A 20477-nucleotide genomic window follows, 5' to 3' on the forward strand; every position below is an offset into this window, starting at 1 on the left:
CGGATGATGTTCGACCCGAACGCGCCGGTCGAGGTCGTCACGCTGCGCGACGAACGTGCGGGCGAGGCCGACGCGATCGGCCGCGTGATCCGTGCGGCGTTCGCGGGCCAGCCGCAGGGTGGAGCGTTCGAGCAGCGCATCGTCGAGACGCTGCGCGCAGACGGTGCGCTGAGCGTCTCGCTCGTCGCGGAGCGCGACGGGCGTATCGTCGGGCACGTCGCGTTTTCGCCGGTCGCGATCGGCGGCGAGCCGGCCGGCAGCCAGCAGTGGTACGGACTCGCGCCGCTCGCGGTGCGGCCCGATTGCCAGCGCAAAAGCATCGGCGCGGGGCTCGTGCGCACGGGGCTCGACGCGTTGCGGCGACTCGGCGCGCGCGGCTGCGTGGTGCTCGGCGAGCCGGCGTATTACGCGCGCTTCGGATTCGAACCGCACGGCGACATCGTCTTTCCGGGCGTGCCGCCCGAGTATTTCCTCGCGCTGCCGTTCGACGCATCGGCTCCGCTGCCGTCGGGGGAAGCGCGTTATCGCGACGTGTTTCATTCCGCGTAGCGAACGCTGCGGGGCAGGGCGATGCCCGTCGCGAGAAAGCCGCTCTTCGGAGCGGCTTTTTATTGCGCGTCGGCCAGGCGCCGCCGCGTCTCGACACCCATGTTCGTGCGCGCCCAAAGAAAAAGCCGCTCCGAAGAGCGGCTTCTCGATGCGTGTATGACGCGCGCCTGCGTTACTGGATCTTCGCCTGCTGGCGCAGACCTTCCTCGAACGCCTGCAGCTTCTGCTGCACGAGCTGCTGCGCGATCTGCGCCTTCACCTGGTCGAACGGCGGCGGGGCGATGTCGCGGATGTCGTCGACGCGGATGATGTGCCAGCCGAACTGCGTCTTCACCGGCGTGTCGGTCATCTGGCCTTTCTGCAGCTTCTGTGCGGCCGCCGCGAATTCCGGCACGTACGCCTTCGGGTCGGACCAGTCGAGATCGCCGCCGTTCTTGCCCGAACCCGGATCCTTCGAGTATTGCTTCGCGAGATCCTCGAACTTCGCGCCGCCCTTGATCTTCGCGATCAGGTCCTTCGCCTGCTGCTCGTTGTCGACGAGGATGTGGTGCAGGTGGTACTCGCGGTTGCCGCCCACGCCCTTGACGAGCTGGTCGTAGCGCGCCTTCACTTCGGCGTCGGTCGGCTGGTTCTTCTTCAGGAAGCTCTCGATCATCGAGCGCAGCACGACCGTCTGCTGCGCGACGGCGACTTGCGCTTTCACGTCCGGCCGATTCGGGATGCCTTCGCGAATCGCTTCCTGCATCAGGATTTCGCGGTTCACGAGTTCCTGGCGCACGGCCTGCTGCAGTTGCGGGCCGTCGGTCTGGCCTTGCTGGACGAGCTGCGCGACCATCGCGTCGGCGCGCGACTTCGGAATCGGCGTGCCGTTCACGACGGCGATGTTCTGGGCAAATGCCGGTGCCGCTGCAAAAGCAGCCGCCGCGACCCACAGGCGGGGGGATTTCAGGATCATCGGGAATTCCTAATGAGACTAGATTGAAGATTCGTCGAATTCTTCGGGCGTGTAAGCCACGATCGCGAGCGCGTGAATGCCGCGCTGCATCGCATCAGCGAGCGCATCATACACCAGCCGGTGCCGTGCGACGCGCGGCTTGCCCGCGAACGCGGACGATACGATCGTGACCGTGAAATGACCGCCGGCGGCGGCGCCCGCGTGGCCTGCGTGCTGCGCACTGTCGTCGCGCACGGTGAGCGACAGCGGCGCGAGCGACGCGGTGAGGCGCGCTTCGATCAGCGCGATGCGTTCGTCGGGGGAAGCGTGCAGAAAGGCGTCGCTCATGTCATTCGTCCTTCAGGTACTTCGTGAGCCACAGGCTCTGCAGGATGATGAATACGACCATCGCGCCCGTCGTACCGAACAGCTTGAAATTCACCCATTGCGATTCGGTGAAGTTGTGCACCACGTACAGGTTCGCGACGCCGAGCACCGCGAAGAACAGCGCCCACGCGAGATTCAGCTTGTCCCACACGGGGGACGGCAGCGTGAGCTGCTTGCCCATCATCTTCTCGATCAGGTTCTTGCTGAACGCATAACGCGCGGCGAGCAACCCGATCGCAAACAGCCAGTACAGCACGGTCGGTTTCCATTGAATGAATTTCTCGTCATGCAGGACGAGCGTGGCGCCACCGAACACGACGATCACGCCGAGGCTGACCCACAGCATCGTGTCGACCTTCCGGTGCCGGAAGGCGACCCATGCGACCTGGGCCAGCGTCGCGACGATCGCGACGGCGGTGGCGGTAAAGATGCCCCAGACCTTGAAGGCGACAAAAAACAGGATGATCGGAAACAGATCGAACAGGAATTTCATGGCGCTCGCAGCTGCGTGACGGGCCGCCGGTGCGGCCTGTCATCGTTGTAGGGACCCGCCAGGCATCGCCGTCGCGGATCGGGGCGGTCCGGCCCGCGGCTGGCCGCCCGGCAGATCCGCCCGGCGCCGCTCATTCGTTTTCGGGTCGGGACTCGAAGTTTAACGCAGCCGAATTGATGCAGTACCGCAAACCGGTCTGGTCGCGCGGACCGTCCTCGAACACGTGGCCCAGATGCGCGCCGCAGTGGTTGCAGCGCACCTCGACGCGCACCATCCCGTGCGAGTAGTCGATCTTCTCGTCGATCACCTCGCTGTCGAGCGGCTTGAAGTAGCTGGGCCAGCCGCAGCCCGAGTGGAACTTGGCGCCGGATTCGAACAGCGGCGTGCTGCAGACGACGCACTTGTAGATGCCGGCGTCCTCGGTGTCGGTGTATTCGCCGGTGAACGCGCGCTCGGTCGCCGCGTGCTGCGTGACCTCGTACTGCATCGGCGTCAGGCGCCGGCGCAGTTCGGCGTCGTCCTTCTGGTACGGGTAGGTTTTGTCGTCGGAATCGTGTGACATGTGAGGGTTCTCCTGATCGGTCGGTCGGGTCGGACGCGTCGTGCGGTCACGACGAGCAGCTCACTTCGAGCGACCCGGCCCAGTCGGGCGGCAACGCCGCGTACGCTTCATGCTCCGGTTGTTCGTCGAACGGGCGGCGCAGGATCTGCGCGAGTCGCTCGACTTCCGAAAAATCCTTTTCCTTCGCGCGCCGGATCGCGACTTCGGCGAGATGGTTGCGAAGCACGTATTTGGGGTTCGCGCGGTTCATTGCAACCGCGCGAGCCGCGTCGTCGCGCGTTTCCTCGGACAGCCGCGCCCGGTAGAGGTTCGCCCATGCGTCGAATGCTTCGCGGTCGATGAACAAGTCGCGCACGGGCGCGTCGCGGCTCGCGTCGTGCTTCGAGACCTGCGCGAGCCGGCGGAACGTCAACGTGAAATCCGCGTGGCTCGCGTGCATCGTCTCGAGCAGCTTGTTCGCGAGCTCGGCGTCGTGCTCGCGCTCGAGCGCGAGGCCGAGCTTCGCGCGCATCGCGCGTTCGAGTGCGGGACCGAAGCGCTCCGGAAACTTCGCGAGCACGGCCTGTGCATCGTCCACCGCGCGCTCGGCGCGTGCATCGTCGTCGGCGATCCCGTGCTGCAGCCCGATCAGCGGCAGCAGCGCCTGCGCGAGGCAGTAGCAGTTCCAGTGCGCGATGCGCGGCTGCATCCGGTACGCATAGCGGCCGCCGGTATCGGAGTGGTTGCAGATGTGGTTCGCGTCGAATGCGTCGACGAAGCCGAACGGACCGTAGTCGATCGTCGCGCCGAGGATCGACATGTTGTCGGTGTTCATCACGCCGTGGCAGAAGCCGACGGCCTGCCACTGCGCGACGAGGTCGGCCGTGCGCAGCGTCGCGGCTTCGAGCAGCGCGAGGTACGGATCGTCCGCGTCGCGGCAGGCCGGATAGAAGCGGTCGATCACGTGATCGGCAAGCTGGCGCAGCAGATCGGGGCGATCGTTCGAGAAGAAGTGCTCGAAGTGGCCGAAGCGCACGAAGCTTTCCGACACGCGCGTGACGACGGCCGCCGTCTCGATCTCCTCGCGCACCACCGGCTGGTCGGAGCCGATCACCGTCAGCGCGCGCGTGGTCGGGATGCCGAGGTGATGCATCGCTTCCGAGCACAGGAATTCGCGAATCGACGAGCGCAGCACCGCACGGCCGTCGCCCATCCGCGAGTACGGCGTGCGGCCGCCGCCCTTGAGCTGCAGTTCGTAGCGCCGGCCGTCGGTGCCGGGCAATTCGCCGATCGTCAGCGCGCGGCCGTCGCCGAGCTGGCCGGCCCATACGCCGAACTGATGGCCGGAATAGACCGACGCGTACGGCATCGCGTGCGCGGGCCAGTCGCGCGTCGGGTTGCCGGCGAACAGCTCGGCGAAGCCGGGCTGCGCGGCGATCGCGGGCGGCAGGTCGAGCAGTTGCGCGACTTCGTCGGAAAAGCCGACGACGTACGGCGCGGCGAGCGGCGCGGCCGGCAGCCGCGTATGAAACGCGTCGCCGAGCGTGACGAACGCATGTTCGGCGGGCGCGCCGAGCGTCGCGGCGAGGTCGGGCAGGGTGTCAGCCGCATCGGCTGCGCTTCGGGAAAACGACATGTTGAGCGCCTCTGGGTAAGCCGATATTGTAAGGCGGCGCCGCGCCGCCCGCATGGCGGCCCGCGCACCGCGCGCCACGCCCGTCCGGGGCCGCCGACGGGCGCGCACCGGACTGCTTCCGTACGGAAACGGCCCGCACGCTGGTCACCGATTCGCATCCTCGGGGAGAACAAGACGATGGGTAAGCCGTTGCTGGGCCAGATGATGGATGTGCCGCTGCTGGTGTCGTCGCTGATTTCGCATGCCGCGCGGCACGCAGGCGACACGGAAATCGTGTCGAAGCGCGTGGAAGGCGACCTGCATCGCTACACGTACCGCGATTGCGAACGCCGCGCGAAGCGGCTGGCGCAGGCGCTCGGGCGGCTCGGCGTCGAAACCGGCGACCGCGTCGGCACGCTGGCGTGGAACGGCTACCGGCATCTCGAGGCGTATTACGGGATCGGCGGGATGGGCGCCGTGTGCCACACGATCAACCCGCGCCTGTTTCCCGAACAGATCGCGTACATCGTCAATCACGCGGAAGACCGCTACGTCCTGTTCGACATCAATTTCGCGCCGCTCGTCGACGCGATCGCGCCGCAATGCCCGCACGTGAAGGGCTGGATCGCGATGACGGATGCCGCGCACCTGCCGTCCGGCGCGACGCCGTTCCTCTGCTACGAAACGCTCGTCGACGCCGAGGACGGCCGCTACGACTGGCCGCGTCTCGACGAGCAGCAGGCGTCGGGGCTGTGCTACACGTCCGGCACGACCGGCAATCCGAAAGGCGTGCTGTATTCGAATCGATCGACCGTGTTGCATGCGTACGGCGCCGCGCTGCCCGACGCGATGAACCTGTCCGCGATGGACGCCGTGCTGCCCGTCGTGCCGATGTTCCACGTCAACGCATGGGGGCTGCCGTACGCGGTGCCGCTGACGGGCGGCAAGCTGGTGCTGCCCGGCAAGGATCTCGACGGGAAGTCGCTGTACGAACTGACGGAGGCCGAGCGCGTGACGTTTTCCGCGGGCGTGCCGACCGTGTGGCTCGGCCTGCTGAACTACATGCGCGAAGCCGGCGTGCGTTTCTCGACGCTGAACCGCACGGTGATCGGCGGCTCCGCGTGCCCGCCCGCGATGCTGCGCACGTTCGAGGACGAATACGGCGTGCGCGTGATCCATGCGTGGGGGATGACCGAGCTGTCGCCGCTCGGCACGCTCGCGAAGCTCAACTGGGCGCAGTCGCAGCGGCCGCTCGACGCGCAGCGCCGGTTGCTCGAGAAGCAGGGGCGCGTGATCTGCGGCGTCGACATGCGCATCGTCGGGGAGGACGGTCGCGAGCTGCCGTGGGACGGCGTCGCGTTCGGCGAACTGCAGGTGCGCGGGCCGTGGGTGATCGACCGCTACTTTCGCGGCGACGCGTCGCCGCTGTCGGACGGCTGGTTCCCGACCGGCGACGTCGCGACGATCGACCCCGACGGCTTCCTGCAGATCACCGACCGCAGCAAGGACGTGATCAAGTCGGGCGGCGAGTGGATCAGCTCGATCGACATCGAAAACGTCGCGATCGCGCACCCGGGGGTGGCCGAAGCCGCGTGCATCGCCTGCGCGCACCCGAAATGGACCGAGCGGCCGCTGCTCGTCGTGGTGCCGCGCGAAGGCGCGAACCTGAGCCGCGACGCGCTGCTCGCGTTCTACGAGGGCAAGGTCGCGAAATGGTGGATTCCCGACGACGTCGTGTTCGTCGAATCGCTGCCGCACACCGCGACCGGCAAGCTGCAGAAGCTGAAGCTGCGCGAGACGTTCCGCGATTACGTGTTGCCGACGGCGGTGTGCGAGCCGTAAACCCGACGCCCGGGCCGTTCCCGGCCCGCGAACCGGTCGCCCGATCCGTCCCTCGGATCGGGAACGAAATTCAAATTGAACGACCGTGCTTTTTCGTTGTATGCTGCCTGCGTTCATCCGGACATGCGGCCGTTCGACCGCGCACAATGAAGCGCAGCCAATCCGGCGCGCGATGCATGGAGGCAGGCAGATGGCAGTGGACTACTCGACTCGCGACGGCGTGGCCGTCGTCACGCTCAACAACCCGCCCGTCAACGGGCTCGGCCTGTCGACCCGTCAGGGCGTCATGGACGCGCTCGATCGCGCCGCGCAGGATCCGTCGGTCACGGCCATCGTGCTGACCGGCGCGGGCCGCGCGTTTTCGGGCGGCGCCGACATCACCGAATTCAATACGCCGAAGGCCCTGCAGGAGCCGACGCTGCACACCGTGATCCGTGCGGTGGAGGCGAGCGCGAAGCCGGTCGTCGCGGCGTTGCACAGCGTCGTGATGGGCGGCGGCCTGGAACTTGCGCTCGGCGCGCACTACCGCGTCGCGGCGCCCGGCGCGCAGGTCGCGCTGCCCGAAGTGAAGCTCGGGCTGCTGCCGGGCGCGGGCGGCACGCAACGCCTGCCGCGCGCGGTCGGGCTCGAAACCGCGCTGAACATGATCGTGTCGGGCGCGCCGGTCCCGTCGGAGCAACTCGCGAAGAGCGGGCTGTTCGACGAAATGGCCGACGGCGACCTGCTCGATGCGGCCGTCGCGTTCGCACGCAAGGTCGGCGCGCAGAAGGGGCCGCATCCGCGCGTGCGCGATCGCAAGATCGTCCACGAGAACGCGACGGGCTTCATCCAGTTCGCGCGCAATTCCGCGCGGGCGGCCGCGCCGAATTTCCCCGCGCCGCACAAGTGCATCGACGCGATCGAGGCCGGCGTGCTGAACGGTTTCGACAAGGGCAGCATCGCCGAGCGCGAAGGTTTCGTCGCGCTGATGATGACGCCGGAAAGCCGCGCGCTGCGCCATGCGTTCTTCGGCGAGCGCGCGGCGAGCAAGATTCCCGACGTGCCGGCCGATACGCCGCTGCGCGAGATCCGCCGGGTCGGCGTGATCGGCGCGGGCACGATGGGCGGCGGGATCGCGATGAACTTCGTCAACGCGGGGCTGCCCGTCACGCTGCTCGAGACGAAGCAGGAGGCGCTCGAGCGCGGCCTCGCGACGATCCGCAAGAATTACGACGCGCAGGTGAAGAAGGGCAAGCTCACGCAGGAGAAGCTCGACGCGCGCATGGCGCTGATCGCGCCGACGCTGTCCTACGACGACCTGAAGGACGCCGACCTGATCGTCGAAGCCGTATTCGAGGAACTCGGCGTGAAGGAGCAGGTGTTCCGCAAGCTCGACGAAGTCGCGAAGCCGGGCGCGATCCTCGCGTCGAACACGTCGACGCTCGACGTCGACAAGATCGCGGCGTTCACGAAGCGTCCGCAGGACGTGGTCGGCATGCACTTCTTCAGCCCGGCGAACGTGATGAAGCTGCTCGAGGTCGTGCGCGGCGCACGGACCGCGAAGGACGTGCTCGCCACCGTGATGGCGGTCGCGAAGAAGATCCGCAAGACGGCGGTCGTGTCGGGCGTGTGCGACGGCTTCATCGGTAACCGGATGATCGAGCAGTACATCCGTCAGGCGCTGTTCATGCTCGAGGAAGGCGCGCTGCCCGCGCAGGTCGATCGCGCGATCGAGAAGTTCGGGTTCGCGATGGGGCCGTTCCGGATGAGCGACCTCGCCGGCAACGACATCGGCTGGGCGATCCGCAAGCGGCGCTACGTCGAGCAGCCCGAGCTGCAGTATTCGAAGATCGCCGACCGCCTGTGCGAACAGGGCCGCTTCGGCCAGAAGACGGGCGCCGGCTGGTACGACTACGTGCCGGGCGATCGCAAGGCGAAGCCGTCGTCGCTCGTCGACGAGATGATCGTCGCGTATTCGAAGGAGCGCGGCGTCGAGCGGCGCAAGATCGGCGACGACGAGATCGTCGAGCGGCTGGTGTTCGCGCTCGTCAACGAAGGCGCGAAGATTCTCGAGGAGAAGATCGCGTCGAAGGCGTCCGACATCGACATGGTCTACCTGACCGGCTATGGCTTCCCGCTGTGGCGCGGCGGCCCGATGCTGTACGCGGACACGGTCGGCCTCTACAACGTCGAGCGCGCGATTCGCCGCTATGCGGCGGCGCCGAACGGCGACGCCTGGCGGCTCGCGCCGTCGATCGCGGAACTGGCGAAGGCCGGCCGCGGGTTCAACGGCTGACGCCGCCGCATCGCGGCGCGGCCGATCCTGTCTGGAGACACGCAATGAAACGCACCGACGACGTCCTGCTCGTGATCGACGTGCAATACGACTTCATGCCGGGCGGCGCGCTCGCGGTGCCCGACGGCGATGCGGTCGTGCCCGTGATCAACGCGCTCGCGCAACGCTTCGATCAGGTCGTGCTCACGCAGGACTGGCACCCGCGCGAGCACGTGTCGTTCGCGGCGAACCATCCGGGCCGCGAGCCGTTCTCGACGCTCGCGTTGCCGTATGGCGAGCAGGTGCTGTGGCCCGTGCACTGCGTGCAGGACACCGACGGCGCGGCGCTGCATCGCGACCTCGACATCCCGCACGCGCGGCTGGTGATCCGCAAGGGCGGCGACGCGCAGGTCGACAGCTATTCCGCGTTCGTCGAAGCCGACCGCACGACGCGCACGGGGCTCGCAGGCTACCTGCGCGAACTCGGCGCGAAGCGCGTGTGGTGCTGCGGGCTCGCGACCGACTATTGCGTCGCGTGGTCGGCGCTCGATGCGCGCGCGGCCGGTTTCGAAGCCGCGGTGATCAACGATGCGTGCCGTGCGATCGACCTGAACGGGTCGCTCGCACACGCATGGCAGCAGATGCAGGCAGCGGGCGTCGCACATGCGACCTCCGCGGGCGCGCGCCCGGCGGCGTAGCGCATTCCCCATCCGATTCAGGACATGAAGCAGGACCGAAGGAGACTCGCATGACCGAAGCCGTAATCGTATCGACCGCACGCACGCCGCTCGCGAAATCCTGGCGCGGTGCCTTCAACATGACGCACGGCGCGACGCTCGGCGGCCACGTGGTCGCGGCCGCGCTCGAACGCGCGAAGCTCGACCCGGCGCGCGTCGAGGACGTGATCATGGGCTGCGCGAACCCCGAAGGCGCGACGGGCGCGAACATCGCGCGGCAGATCGCGCTGCGCGCCGGGCTGCCGGTGAGCGTGCCGGGGATGACGGTGAACCGTTTCTGTTCGTCGGGGCTGCAGACCATCGCGCTGGCTGCGCAGCGGATCATCGCGGGCGAAGGCGACGTCTATGTGGCCGGCGGCGTCGAATCGATCTCGTGCGTGCAGAACGAGATGAACCGGCACATGATCCAGGAAGGCTGGCTCGTCCAGCACAAGCCCGAGATCTACTGGAACATGCTGCAGACCGCCGAGAACGTCGCCAAGCGCTACGGCATCTCTAAGGAGCGGCAGGACGCGTACGGCGTACAGTCGCAACTGCGCGCCGCGGCCGCGCAGGAAGCCGGGCGTTTCCGCGACGAGATCGTGCCGATCACCGTGCTCGCGGGCATCGCCGACAAGGCGACGGGCCGCCTGTTCACGCAGGAAGTGACGGTGTCGGCCGACGAGGGCATCCGCCCCGACACGACGCTCGAAGGCGTGTCGAAGATCCGTTCGGCCGTGCCGGGCGGCGTGATCACCGCGGGCAATGCGAGCCAGTTCTCGGACGGCGCGTCGGCCTGCGTCGTGATGAGCGCCGACGCCGCGCAGCGCGACGGGCTGCAGCCGCTGGGCGCGTTCCGCGGCTTCGCGGTGGCCGGCTGCGAACCGGACGAAATGGGCATCGGCCCGGTGTTCGCGGTGCCCAAGCTGCTGAAGCAGGCCGGACTGAAAGTCGACGACATCGGCCTGTGGGAGCTGAACGAGGCGTTCGCGGTGCAGGTGCTGTACTGCCGCGACACGCTCGGGATTCCCGACGATCGCCTGAACGTGAACGGCGGCGCGATCGCGGTCGGCCATCCTTACGGCGTGTCGGGCGCGCGCCTGACCGGCCACGCGCTGATCGAAGGCAAGCGGCGCGGCGTGAAGTACGTGGTCGTCACGATGTGCATCGGCGGCGGGCAGGGCGCGGCCGGCCTGTTCGAAATCCTCTGATCTTTGCGCGGCGGCTGCAGCGGCGCTGCGGCGTCGCCGCACGCCGCACGTCGCTTTAGCGAATCGGCGCAGCCGACGCGCCATTCGCTACGACGGGGACGCAAAAGGCACGCACCCGGCAATGCCGTTTCCCCTGACTTGTCAAACGAATTGCCCCACCTATACTTGCTCTGACATTTGCCTTTCGGCACGATGGGCCGGATCGTGCGTCGCGCGATCCGCGACGCGAAGATTCGAATCAACGCAGCAGACCGACCGGGGACCGAATGAGTACGACCTATGCAGCCGGGGAACCGCCGCGCGTCGTCAGCGCGGCCGCGAGGCTCTACGCGAAATGCCTGCTGGTCGGATTCGCGTTGCTGCCTGCCTATCTGATTGCCTATCTGTGGTTCTTCAGCGACCGGAGCGTCGTGTTCGAGAACCACGCCTTCCATGAAATCGCGATCGCGGCGGCGACGATCGAAGGTGCGTTCGTCACCTACGTGACGTGGGTGTGCTACCGGTCGTCGGGCGAGCCGCTGCTGCGCTGGCTGACGCTCGGCTTTCTCGGCTTCGCGATGATCTATGCGTTGCACGGCGCATTCACCGGGATGGCGCACCACAATATCTGGCTGTTCCTGCTGTACGGGCCCGCGTCGCGTTTCGTGATGTCGGCGCTGCTGCTCACGGGCCTGCTGTCGTATTCGCGTCCGCCCGACCGGATCGACAAGCGCACGAGCGCGCGGACGTGGCTGCCGTGGATCGTGTTCTTCGTGATCGTCAACGTGGCGGTCGCGTACATCGCGTATTCGCCGGTCGCGGGCGCGCTCGGCACGCGGCTGTCGATGGAAGGCGGCGCGCTGGTGTTCTCGCTGCTGAACGTGTGCGTGCTGCTCGCGCGGCGGATCCGCTCGCCGCTGATGGTGATCTACGGCGTGTCGATCATGGCGTTCGCGCTGTCGTCGCTCGCGTTCATCCTCGGCAAGCCGTGGAATCACATGTGGTGGCTCGCGCATGCGATCTTCGCGGGCGGATTCTTCCTGCTCAGTTACGGCGTCGTGCAGGCGCTGCAGACGACGCGCTCGTTCTCGGCGATCTACAGCCAGGAAGATCTGATGAGCCGGCTGTCGGAATCGATGGCGCGCACCGAAAGCGCGCTGCAGGAGCTGCGGCGCACGAACCAGAAGCTCGAGTACATGGCCGCGACCGACCCGATGACGGGCGCGTCGAACCGCCGCCAGTTCATCGCGCAGGTCGAGCGCGAGATCGTGCGGGCCGAGCGCGACGGCACGCCGTTCTGCCTGCTCGCGCTCGATCTCGACAATTTCAAGAACATCAACGATGCATACGGGCACCAGATCGGCGACGAGGTGCTGCGCGGCGTCGTGCGCCAGTGCCTCGAGGCGATCCGGCCGGCGGGTGCGCTTGCGCGGGTCGGCGGCGAGGAGTTCATGGCGCTGTTGCCGGAGATGCCGCTCGAGGGCGCGCGGATGACGGCCGAGCGCGTGCGTTCGTCGATCGCTAGTGCGCCGTTCGGGCTCGACTTCAAGCGCGTGCAGGTGACGGTCAGCGTCGGCGTCGCGCAATACGGCATCGACGGCGGCACGGTCGATGCGCTGCTGCGGGCGGTCGACGAGCGGCTGTACCAGGCGAAGCGGGAAGGGCGCAACCGCGTGGTGTCGCGATGATCCGCATCCCGCCGACGCCCCGGCGGCGGGTGCGCCACCGGGGCTTTTTCAGACCAGTGCCGGTGCCGGCCGGCACGCCCGGCACGCGCGCGGCGACGCGCTAGCGCGACGCCACCGCCGTCGCCTGTTTCGGCTGCGCCTCTTCCATCGGCTGCGACGCCTGCCACCAGTACTTGCCCGCGCGCTGCTGCGGATCGCGGATCGCGAGATACGTCGTGCTCCAGAGCTGCGCCGCGTTGGCTTCGGTCGCGTCGGCGCTGCGCGTGCCGAATGCGTCGGTCTGGTACTTGCCGTTCACGTAGGACCACGTCCACATTTCCGATGTGCGCATGTCGCGCCCATTCGAGATCACCTGCCAGATCGTCTGCCGCGCCTGCGTGAGCAGCGTGCGCGTCGTGGCCGACAGGTCCTGGCGCGCAAGCTGACGATCGAGCCCGGCCACCCACATCGCCTGCTGCCACGACCAGATCACTGTGCCGTGATACGCGGAGCTCGTGAACTTCGGCCACAGCGACGGGTTCGCGTACGCAGGGTTCGCGATCAGCATCCCGGCATCGGTCACGAGCCCGGTCGGGAACGGCCGCGTGACGTCGGCGACGATCCGCTGAAGCTGGTCGTCCGGCGGCGTGCCGAACAGCAGCGCGAAGCCGCCGTCGGAATTCATCACCGGAATCGGATTGCCCTGCTGGTCGAGCGACAGCGCGTAGAAGGCCAGCGGCGCGTTGGGCGCGGCGCCGGCCGGCACGCCGGCGGACGGCGCATAGGCCGACACGTCGGTGGCCGCCTGCGCGGCCGGCACGCTGACCTGGAACAGCGGCGGCGCCTGGGTTTCCCAGATGGCCGCTTGGTTCGCCGTGTTGGCGAGCGTCGCGCGCTGCCCGGCGTCGAGGTACGGATCGAGCAGGCCGCGGGCGAGGAACGCGTTCGCCGCCCGCAGCGCGGCCGGCACGAGCACCGCGTTCACGTCGTACGGGTACACGCCGCCGCCGAGGCCGTCGGTGCTGTCGCGCCAGTTGCCGACGATTTCGCCGGGCCGCAGATGGATCAGGTTCGCGACCGACGGCTGCTGCGCGAACGGCTGCGCGGTCGTCGCGACGTGCAGCAGATTGACCACGAGGCGGCTGCCGTTGGTCTGTCCGTCGCTGCCGCGCTGCGCCAGGTACGCGGCCGCGCGCGCCTGGCCGCGCGTATCGTCGATCAGCCACGCGGCCGCGATCGGCGCGAGCAGGTAGTCGCTGTCGATCATCTTGTAGTCGTAGGTCGGCGTCGCATCGTTCGGCCGCCCGTTCTTCTGGTTGTCGATCAGCGCGAATTCGCCGATGCCTTCCTCGTGCGCGACCTTGCCGTCGGCCGACAGGCGACTCAGCACCGACGACAGCCCGGCCTCGATCGCCGCCGGTTCGAGCACGGGCATCAGCATGCGGACCGAGATCAGCGTGTCGCGGCCGAAGTACGTGTCGTACTGCCACGAGCCGGCCAGCAGCTTGTCGTTGAAGCTGAGGAATTCGAGCACGTTCTGGCTGACCGGGTCGGGATTCACGGACGGGGCGAACAGGTCGGCGTGCGTGATCGGCGACAGCGGCGTCTCGCCCGACAGCGCATCGACGTGCAGCTTCAGCGTGTGCGAGCCCGCCGGCGCGCTCAGCACGAGCTTGCCGCCCGCTGCCGGCGCGATGCTGCCGCCGTCGCGCAGCGTGATGCGCAGCGCATAGCCGGGCGCGCCGTCGATCCGGTCGCGTTGCCATTGCGCGGTGCTGCCCTGGACCGTCGGCGCGGTGAGGATCTGTTGCGGAATCGTGGCGCCGCCGTTGAAGTCGCGCAGGAAGCGCACGTTGCTGAGCACGCCCTGACGGATCGTCAGCGTACCGGTGTCGACCGACACGTCGGCGCCGATGCCGTAGAGCGGGCGCCCGTGTGCGTCCGGGGCCGACAACGCGGACGGCGAGGTGTCGAGGCTCCAGTTCACCGGCTGCGCGGTGTCGTCGAACCACAGCCCGGTGCCGCTGTTGCCGGCGGGGAAGACCACGAGCAGGCGCGGCTTCGTCGACGAACGCACGAGCAAGTGCGCGGCGACCTTGTCCTGCCGGTAGAACGCGTTGATCTGGCCGCCGGTATCCATGCGGAACGACAACGCGGCGGTGTTCGACGGCGGGTTGTTCGATTTGACGTCGTCGTCGTTGCAGGCCGACAGCAGACCGGCACAGACGAGCCCGAGACACAGCGACTTCGCAAGGCGATGCATGTTGATGTCCCTCCTGATGACTGGCGATTTTTATCTGGATGTTCTAATCGGCGGATCTCGGGTCCGCTTGATCCCATCTTGTATTCGTTCTGGCGAATGGTGGAAGTTAATCGGGGTGTTGCGATTCTTCGAAAAGAAAAAGTTGGCAAATAACCGAATGATAGATAAATGCCGAAAGCTGAAAACGACAGGGGCGATGCGTCGATGCTCCGCGAGAAAGACGATGCGCAGGCCCTTCGCACGGGTGAGTGGCGAATCCGGGGCGGCGAAGAAGATGATACGTAAGCCGTTGTAGGCGATTCTAAATTTACGGGAAAGTCGAAGTCAATAATGTTTTTGTTTTCGAATATTGAATTGAAAAGACGGCCGCAATTATTACTCGTCTCGCCGGTAAAATGTGCAATTTAACGGATGCGGATTAATTCACTTCGGATATCCGGTGACGAAACCGATCGGCAATACCGTATCGCGCCGGCGATTGATGCCGGACAGGAAAGGAATCGTCGTGCTCGTCTCGCCATTTGGCTCACGAGCTGGCGCCCCCGCGGGCGGTGCGCACGCGGCAGTGCAATTCGCGTTCCTGTTCTTCAACCGGGCTCGTGTATTTCGCTCCACCGGAACCGCCCCTTGGGCAGGCGTGGCGGCTATCGTCGCTCATCTGACTCGCTACACAACGTTCCATATTTCGACTATTATGGAAATATGGAAACAAATCAGATCATCGCTGCGCTTGCAGCGCTCGCACACGAATCCCGGCTCGCGGTGTTTCGTGCGCTCGTCCAGGCCGGGCCGGAAGGCATGCCGGCCGGGCAAATCGCCACGTTGCTGGACGTGCCGCCGTCGTCGCTGTCGTTCCATTTGAAGGAGCTCGCGCATGCGCAACTCGTGACGAGCCGGCAAGAAGGCCGCTTCGTGTTCTATTGCGGAAATTTCGCGACGATGAACGGCTTGCTGGCCTACCTCACCGAGAACTGCTGCGGCGGGAATCCCTGTTCGCCGGTGGTGGCGTGCCCGACGCCCGATCGCTGCCGATCCTGACGCCCCGACACGCATGCGCGTGCATCGCCGATGACCACGAACGTACTGATTCTCTGCACCCACAACTCCGCCCGCAGCGTGCTGGCGGAGGGCATGCTCAATTTCTGGGCCGCGACGCTCGGCAAGGACGTCCGGGCGTACAGCGCCGGCAGCGCGCCGAGCGGTCGCGTCAACCCGTTCGCGCTGGAGGCGTTGACGAACGCCGGCGTCGACGTTGACGGATACCGCAGCAAAAGCTGGGACGAATTCGCCGGCGACGGCGCGCCCGAGATGCGTGTCGTCATCACGGTGTGTGATAGTGCGGCAGCCGAAACGTGTCCGTACTGGCCCGGCAGCCCCGTCAAGGTCCATTGGGGTTACGCCGATCCGTCGAATGCGGCCGGCGGTGACGAAGGCAGGCGACTGGCGTTCGACCTGACGCGTCAAGCGATCGGCTATCGCATGCTGCAGTTGCTGGCGTTGCCGCTCGAGCGCATGAGCAATGCCGAGCTTCAGCACGCATTGACCGATATCGCGCGACATTGATCGCCCGTACGACGGCCCGCCGACGTGAGCGGCGGGCGACGCCTTCGAGACCGAACCCCGTGCAATGACCGCGTACGACACCGCCCCGCCGAGCAAGGCCGCTGCCAAGCCGGCCATCAATTTCTTCGAACGCTACCTCACGCTCTGGGTCGCGCTGTGCATCGTCGCAGGTATCGCGCTCGGCCGGATGCTGCCCGGTTTGTTCCGGCAGATCGGCCGGATCGAATACGCGCAGGTCAATCTGCCCGTCGGGCTGCTGATCTGGGTGATGATCGTTCCGATGCTCGTCAAGGTCGACTTCGCAGCGTTGCACGAGGTACGTCGACACGTGAAAGGCATCGGCGTCACACTTGCCGTGAACTGGCTCGTCAAGCCGTTCTCGATGGCATTCCTGGGCTGGCTGTTCATTCGCCACCTGTTCGCACCGATGTTGCCGGCGGACCAGCTCGACAGCTACATCGCGGGCCTGATTTTGCTGGCCGCGGCGCCGTGTACGGCGATGGTGTTCGTGTGGAGTCGACTCACGGGCGGCGACCCGCTGTTCACATTGTCGCAGGTCGCGCTGAACGACAGCATCATGGTGATCGCGTTCGCACCGATGGTCGGGCTGCTGCTCGGCATGTCGGCGATCACCGTACCGTGGGCGACGCTGCTCGCCTCGGTCGTGCTGTACATCGTCATTCCGGTCATCTTCGCGCAGTTGTGGCGCAAGCGCCTGCTCGCCAAGGGCGCGGCTGCATTCGATGCCGCAATGGTGAGGACTGCTCCCTGGTCGATCGCCGCGCTCCTCGCGACGCTCGTCCTCCTGTTCGCCTTTCAAGGCGACGCGATTCTGGCGCAGCCGCTCGTGATCGCGCTGCTGGCGGTGCCGATCCTGATTCAGGTGTTCTTCAATTCGGCACTGGCCTACTGGCTCAACCGCACGGTCGGCGAGAAGCACAGCGTTGCATGTCCGTCGGCGCTCATCGGTGCATCCAACTTCTTCGAGCTGGCCGTCGCCGCGGCGATCAGCCTGTTCGGATTTCACTCGGGCGCCGCGCTGGCGACCGTCGTCGGCGTGCTGGTCGAGGTGCCGGCGATGTTGCTGGTCGTGCGTGTCGTCAACCGGTCGAAGGGCTGGTATGAGCATCGGGCCTGAGTACACCGGAGAATCTGCAGATGACCGACGACACGAACGATCTACCGCAACTCGACACCGAGCAGTTCCGCGTGCCGGATGCTGCCCAATTGCGGCCGGCGGCGCCGTCGACGCATCCTCCCCGAATTCTGCTGCTCTATGGCTCGCTCCGCGAGCGCTCGTTCAGCCGCCTGCTGGTCGAGGAGGCGGCACGCTTGCTCACGGCGATGGGCGCCGAAGTCCGCGTGTTCAATCCGAGCGGACTGCCTCTACCGGACGACGCGCCCGACAGTCATCCGAAGGTCGTCGAGCTTCGCGAACAGGTGACGTGGTCGGAAGGGATGGTGTGGTGCTCGCCGGAGCGGCACGGCGCGATGACGGGCATCATGAAGTCGCAGGTCGACTGGATTCCGCTGTCGGTCGGCGCCGTGCGACCGACGCAGGGCAAGACGCTCGCGGTGATGCAGGTCAGCGGCGGTTCGCAGTCGTTCAACGCGGTGAACCAGATGCGGGTGCTCGGACGCTGGATGCGCATGCTGACCATCCCGAACCAGTCGTCGGTGGCGAAGGCTTTCATGGAATTCGACGAAGCGGGGCGGATGAAGCCGTCCGCTTATTTCGATCGTGTCGTGGACGTGATGGAAGAATTGGTGAAGTTTACGTTGCTGACGAGAGACATCGGCCCGTACCTGGTCGATCGGTACAGCGAGCGGAAGGAGAGCGCCGAAGCGCTTTCACGGCGTGTGAATCAGCGAAGTATCTAGTGTGCGACGGAAGGCGAGCGACGCACGCTTCAGGGGTCTGCCGGCAATCGCAACCGATGCGTGGTCTCATCCTTCAGTCTGGCCGCCGGCATGCGGCGGAACAACACCGCCCAGCGCACGCTCGAGCAGCGCCTTCTTGAGCGGCGGGGGGCACGGCATTGATGATCCAGCACGCGACTGTGACGGGAAGCGATCTCCCATACTGCCCGGTCATGAGTGGGCCGATTGATCGGGGGCTGGCGGCCGGTCCGGCATAATCGGTCGGTTCATCCGTGCTGGCTGAAATTACCGGAAAATACGGTCTAGGCCAGGTCGCGAGGTAGCATCTTCAACTGCGGGCTGGTGTTGAGTACATCAATCACCCAGTCCAGGAAGCTTCGTACGCGCGCAGAAAGATGTTTGCTCGTTGGATAGACGATATGGATCGGGCGTAGCGGAAAATGCCACTCCGGCAATACTGGCACCAGTTCGTTTCGGCGAACGTAGGTATAGACCGAAAACGGGGCAGCCGCGACTACCCCCGCTCCGTGTAGCGCTGCAATGATCATCGCGTCGGGATCGTCGAGCATCAGTGATGCCGGTTCACTAATTTCCGTAACGCTATCTGGCGTTATCAGTCGCCACACCGCGTCGGTGATTACCGCTTCGCTGGAGCTGGACCACGATATCCTGTCTGCTCGCCTCAAAACCTGTTCGGAGTCGATTCGACCGAAACGGGCGAGATACGCAGGTGACGCGTATAGACCGAAAGCTACATCGCAAACATGTCTTGCGACTAATGTGGAATCGCGAAGTTGCCCTCCTCGGATGGCACAGTCAACGCCTTCCTCCAGAAGATGGCTAATACGATCATTGCATCCGAGATTAATGCGGATGCCAGGATAGCGCCGACGAAAGTCGGCGAGCTTGGGGGCCAGTATTGACCTCGCAATCGACGCCAGCGCCTCCACCCGGATCACGCCCTTGGGAGAGCCGGTGCTACCCGTCATGGCACTTTCCATCTCCTCGATTTCAGCCAGGATAGCTTGGCACTTGGCGAAGTAGATTCGACCGTCGTCCGTTAATTGCTGTACACGCGTGGTCCGTTGCAGCAGCCGCACGCCTAGGGCGTTCTCAAGTGCCGAAATTCTTTGCGAGACGCGTGCCTTGGGCAGGTTCATCGCATAGGCGGCCTTGGTGAAAGATCCTGCTTCGACGACTTTGACAAAGGTCGTCATGGCTGACAATTTGTCCATGGCTGGAACGGCAAAAATTCAATGCTACTACTATTTGAAATAGAGGAAGGCGATTGGTTTGAATACAATACTGGTGACTCAAAAAATTAGGCGCACCCGGTTGGCAGGTGCGCGTGGCGGTCGCCCGTTTTTTGCCTTGTCCGATGAGATCGAGCATAACGCGGATAACAAGGGGACGACCGACACGCATTGAACTATCGTCGGTAAGAGCTCGGCACCCAAATTCCGCGATCAATCATGTCTTGGATCCGTTTGTCCAGTATTTCTTTTTTGTACTCGTGATGCTTGCGCTGAGGGGAATCAAGGTAGATATTTTTTGGATACAGGGGCTCTTCGTAAATGATCTGAGCGAGTTCCGAGCGAATATCTTTTACCCAATTCGTAACTTGAGCACTTGCCCGATGGTGCCGCAAAGCTTCGATATCGATAGTGCCGGTCACGAACGTTGATCCGTTCGTATCATTTTGCTTGCCGATAATTTGCCCCTTGTAATTGACGATCATCGAGCGTCCCCCGCCGGCGTCAACGGGAGCTTGAGTTTCTGGAAAAGTGTAGATGCCACCTATATTTGGCGCCAGCACGTACATATTGTTTTCGAGCGCCCGTGCCCGATTCGATATTTCAAAGATATCGTTCTCGGTAAACGGTGTGGGCATCGACGCTCTATAAACCACTTCGGCGCCGTTCAGGGCCAATCCGCGTCCATTCTCCGGGTAATTTCCTTCCATCGCCATCATGACGCCGAGACGACCAATGGCTGTATCGACGACCGGCCAGAAAGATTGTAGATTGCGGCCGTATTTTTTGACCCACGCGTCGAACAGATCATGCGGTGACGCCGAGCGCTCGCAGGGCAGCAGGGCTGATACCTTATGATGCTTAAGAATGATCTGGCCGCTGGGATCGATGATGAAACCCACATTGAAAAACAAACCGGGCCAATCTGGATTGCGAGCTTTTGCCTGAGCGATAATGAACACGCGGTGCTGAACCGCTAGTTTTGAAAGGCGATCCGTTTCGGGGCCGGGAATATCAATCGCACCGGTTCGAATAAACTCCTCCGGAGCTAAATCCAATGCCTCATCATTGAATCCTTGCAGCGCTCCTTCGGGAATGACCAGCAATTTGACTGGCACATCCAGGGACGAAAGCCACAGCGCACCCGCGGCAAGCTCCTCGATATGATCGAGATTACGGGTGATATCCTGTCGCGACCGGATACCCCATACAGTGGGAATCAACCCAACCACGCCATATGGTTCAATCATCGGTTTTCCTTTTCACGATTAAGCTCGCCGAGTCGGAAGTGGCTGGATCGACACATAGATCCGCCGGAGATTCAAATTG

Annotated in this window: 18 protein-coding genes; 10 read left to right on the plus strand and 8 right to left on the minus strand. The window is 65.3% G+C overall.

What is annotated here, in order from left to right; genetic code table 11:
- Positions 1–3: 3 nt before the first annotated feature.
- The gene (locus WS95_RS11165) at positions 4–549 is read left to right on the plus strand and encodes a GNAT family N-acetyltransferase (protein ID WP_059823832.1); all 546 of its coding nucleotides are present in this window, start codon (positions 4–6) and stop codon (positions 547–549) included.
- Positions 550–721: 172 nt separating this feature from the next.
- Here the strand turns inward: WS95_RS11165 and WS95_RS11170 are convergent, their stop codons facing one another.
- The 5 genes from WS95_RS11170 to WS95_RS11190 all read right to left on the minus strand — a co-directional run bounded on the left by WS95_RS11170 (position 722) and on the right by WS95_RS11190 (position 4540).
- Positions 722–1504, minus strand: coding sequence for a peptidylprolyl isomerase (locus WS95_RS11170; RefSeq protein WP_034207536.1), 783 nt, complete (start codon positions 1502–1504; stop codon positions 722–724).
- A gap of 18 nt (positions 1505–1522) precedes the next feature.
- Complete coding sequence (locus WS95_RS11175) at positions 1523–1831, minus strand: BolA family protein (protein WP_059823834.1); 309 nt, start codon at positions 1829–1831, stop codon at positions 1523–1525.
- A 1-nt stretch (position 1832) separates the two neighbouring features.
- Complete coding sequence (locus WS95_RS11180) at positions 1833–2363, minus strand: septation protein A (protein WP_006483893.1); 531 nt, start codon at positions 2361–2363, stop codon at positions 1833–1835.
- Positions 2364–2493: 130 nt separating this feature from the next.
- A complete protein-coding gene (gene msrB, locus WS95_RS11185) occupies positions 2494–2925 on the minus strand; it encodes a peptide-methionine (R)-S-oxide reductase MsrB (RefSeq protein ID WP_034207534.1) in 432 nt (143 codons plus the stop codon).
- Positions 2926–2971: 46 nt separating this feature from the next.
- Positions 2972–4540, minus strand: coding sequence for a protein adenylyltransferase SelO (locus WS95_RS11190; protein ID WP_059823836.1), 1569 nt, complete (start codon positions 4538–4540; stop codon positions 2972–2974).
- Between the two features lie 177 nt (positions 4541–4717).
- Between WS95_RS11190 and WS95_RS11195 the strand changes: the two genes are divergently transcribed.
- The 5 genes from WS95_RS11195 (at position 4718) to WS95_RS11215 (ending at position 12209) form a co-directional block, all read left to right on the plus strand.
- The gene (locus tag WS95_RS11195) at positions 4718–6361 is read left to right on the plus strand and encodes a 3-(methylthio)propionyl-CoA ligase (protein ID WP_059823837.1); all 1644 of its coding nucleotides are present in this window, start codon (positions 4718–4720) and stop codon (positions 6359–6361) included.
- Between the two features lie 190 nt (positions 6362–6551).
- Complete coding sequence (locus tag WS95_RS11200) at positions 6552–8636, plus strand: 3-hydroxyacyl-CoA dehydrogenase NAD-binding domain-containing protein (RefSeq protein WP_059823839.1); 2085 nt, start codon at positions 6552–6554, stop codon at positions 8634–8636.
- A 44-nt stretch (positions 8637–8680) separates the two neighbouring features.
- Positions 8681–9313, plus strand: coding sequence for a bifunctional nicotinamidase/pyrazinamidase (gene pncA, locus WS95_RS11205; RefSeq protein WP_006483895.1), 633 nt, complete (start codon positions 8681–8683; stop codon positions 9311–9313).
- 50 nt (positions 9314–9363) lie between these two features.
- Positions 9364–10542, plus strand: a complete 1179-nt coding sequence (locus tag WS95_RS11210; protein ID WP_059823841.1) for an acetyl-CoA C-acyltransferase — start codon at positions 9364–9366, stop codon at positions 10540–10542.
- Between the two features lie 266 nt (positions 10543–10808).
- A complete protein-coding gene (locus tag WS95_RS11215) occupies positions 10809–12209 on the plus strand; it encodes a GGDEF domain-containing protein (protein WP_059823842.1) in 1401 nt (466 codons plus the stop codon).
- 100 nt (positions 12210–12309) lie between these two features.
- On the opposite strand, the gene WS95_RS11220 is transcribed toward WS95_RS11215, so the two are convergent.
- Positions 12310–14451 (minus strand): hypothetical protein, encoded by a 2142-nt coding sequence (locus WS95_RS11220; RefSeq protein WP_059823844.1) that lies wholly within the window; start codon positions 14449–14451, stop codon positions 12310–12312.
- 702 nt (positions 14452–15153) lie between these two features.
- On the opposite strand from WS95_RS11220, the gene WS95_RS11225 reads away from it, so the two are divergent.
- The 4 genes from WS95_RS11225 (at position 15154) to arsH (ending at position 17895) form a co-directional block, all read left to right on the plus strand.
- Positions 15154–15489, plus strand: coding sequence for an ArsR/SmtB family transcription factor (locus WS95_RS11225; RefSeq protein ID WP_034207527.1), 336 nt, complete (start codon positions 15154–15156; stop codon positions 15487–15489).
- A 30-nt stretch (positions 15490–15519) separates the two neighbouring features.
- Positions 15520–16014, plus strand: coding sequence for an arsenate reductase ArsC (locus tag WS95_RS11230; RefSeq protein WP_059780953.1), 495 nt, complete (start codon positions 15520–15522; stop codon positions 16012–16014).
- A gap of 64 nt (positions 16015–16078) precedes the next feature.
- Positions 16079–17152 carry an ACR3 family arsenite efflux transporter gene (arsB, locus tag WS95_RS11235; protein ID WP_059823846.1) on the plus strand — a complete coding sequence of 358 codons (1074 nt, stop codon included), beginning with the start codon at positions 16079–16081 and terminating at the stop codon, positions 17150–17152.
- 20 nt (positions 17153–17172) lie between these two features.
- Positions 17173–17895: an arsenical resistance protein ArsH gene (gene arsH, locus WS95_RS11240; protein WP_059823847.1), complete on the plus strand. Its 723-nt coding sequence runs from the start codon at positions 17173–17175 to the stop codon at positions 17893–17895.
- Positions 17896–18197: 302 nt separating this feature from the next.
- Here arsH and WS95_RS11245 read toward each other — a convergent pair whose 3' ends face one another.
- Both WS95_RS11245 and WS95_RS33130 read right to left on the minus strand, forming a co-directional pair.
- Positions 18198–19112 (minus strand): LysR family transcriptional regulator, encoded by a 915-nt coding sequence (locus WS95_RS11245; protein ID WP_218921592.1) that lies wholly within the window; start codon positions 19110–19112, stop codon positions 18198–18200.
- A 212-nt stretch (positions 19113–19324) separates the two neighbouring features.
- The gene (locus WS95_RS33130) at positions 19325–20398 is read right to left on the minus strand and encodes a nitrilase-related carbon-nitrogen hydrolase (RefSeq protein WP_082746900.1); all 1074 of its coding nucleotides are present in this window, start codon (positions 20396–20398) and stop codon (positions 19325–19327) included.
- Positions 20399–20477 lie beyond the last annotated feature (79 nt).

The organism is Burkholderia sp. MSMB1826, assembly GCF_001526325.1.
GTDB lineage: Bacteria > Pseudomonadota > Gammaproteobacteria > Burkholderiales > Burkholderiaceae > Burkholderia.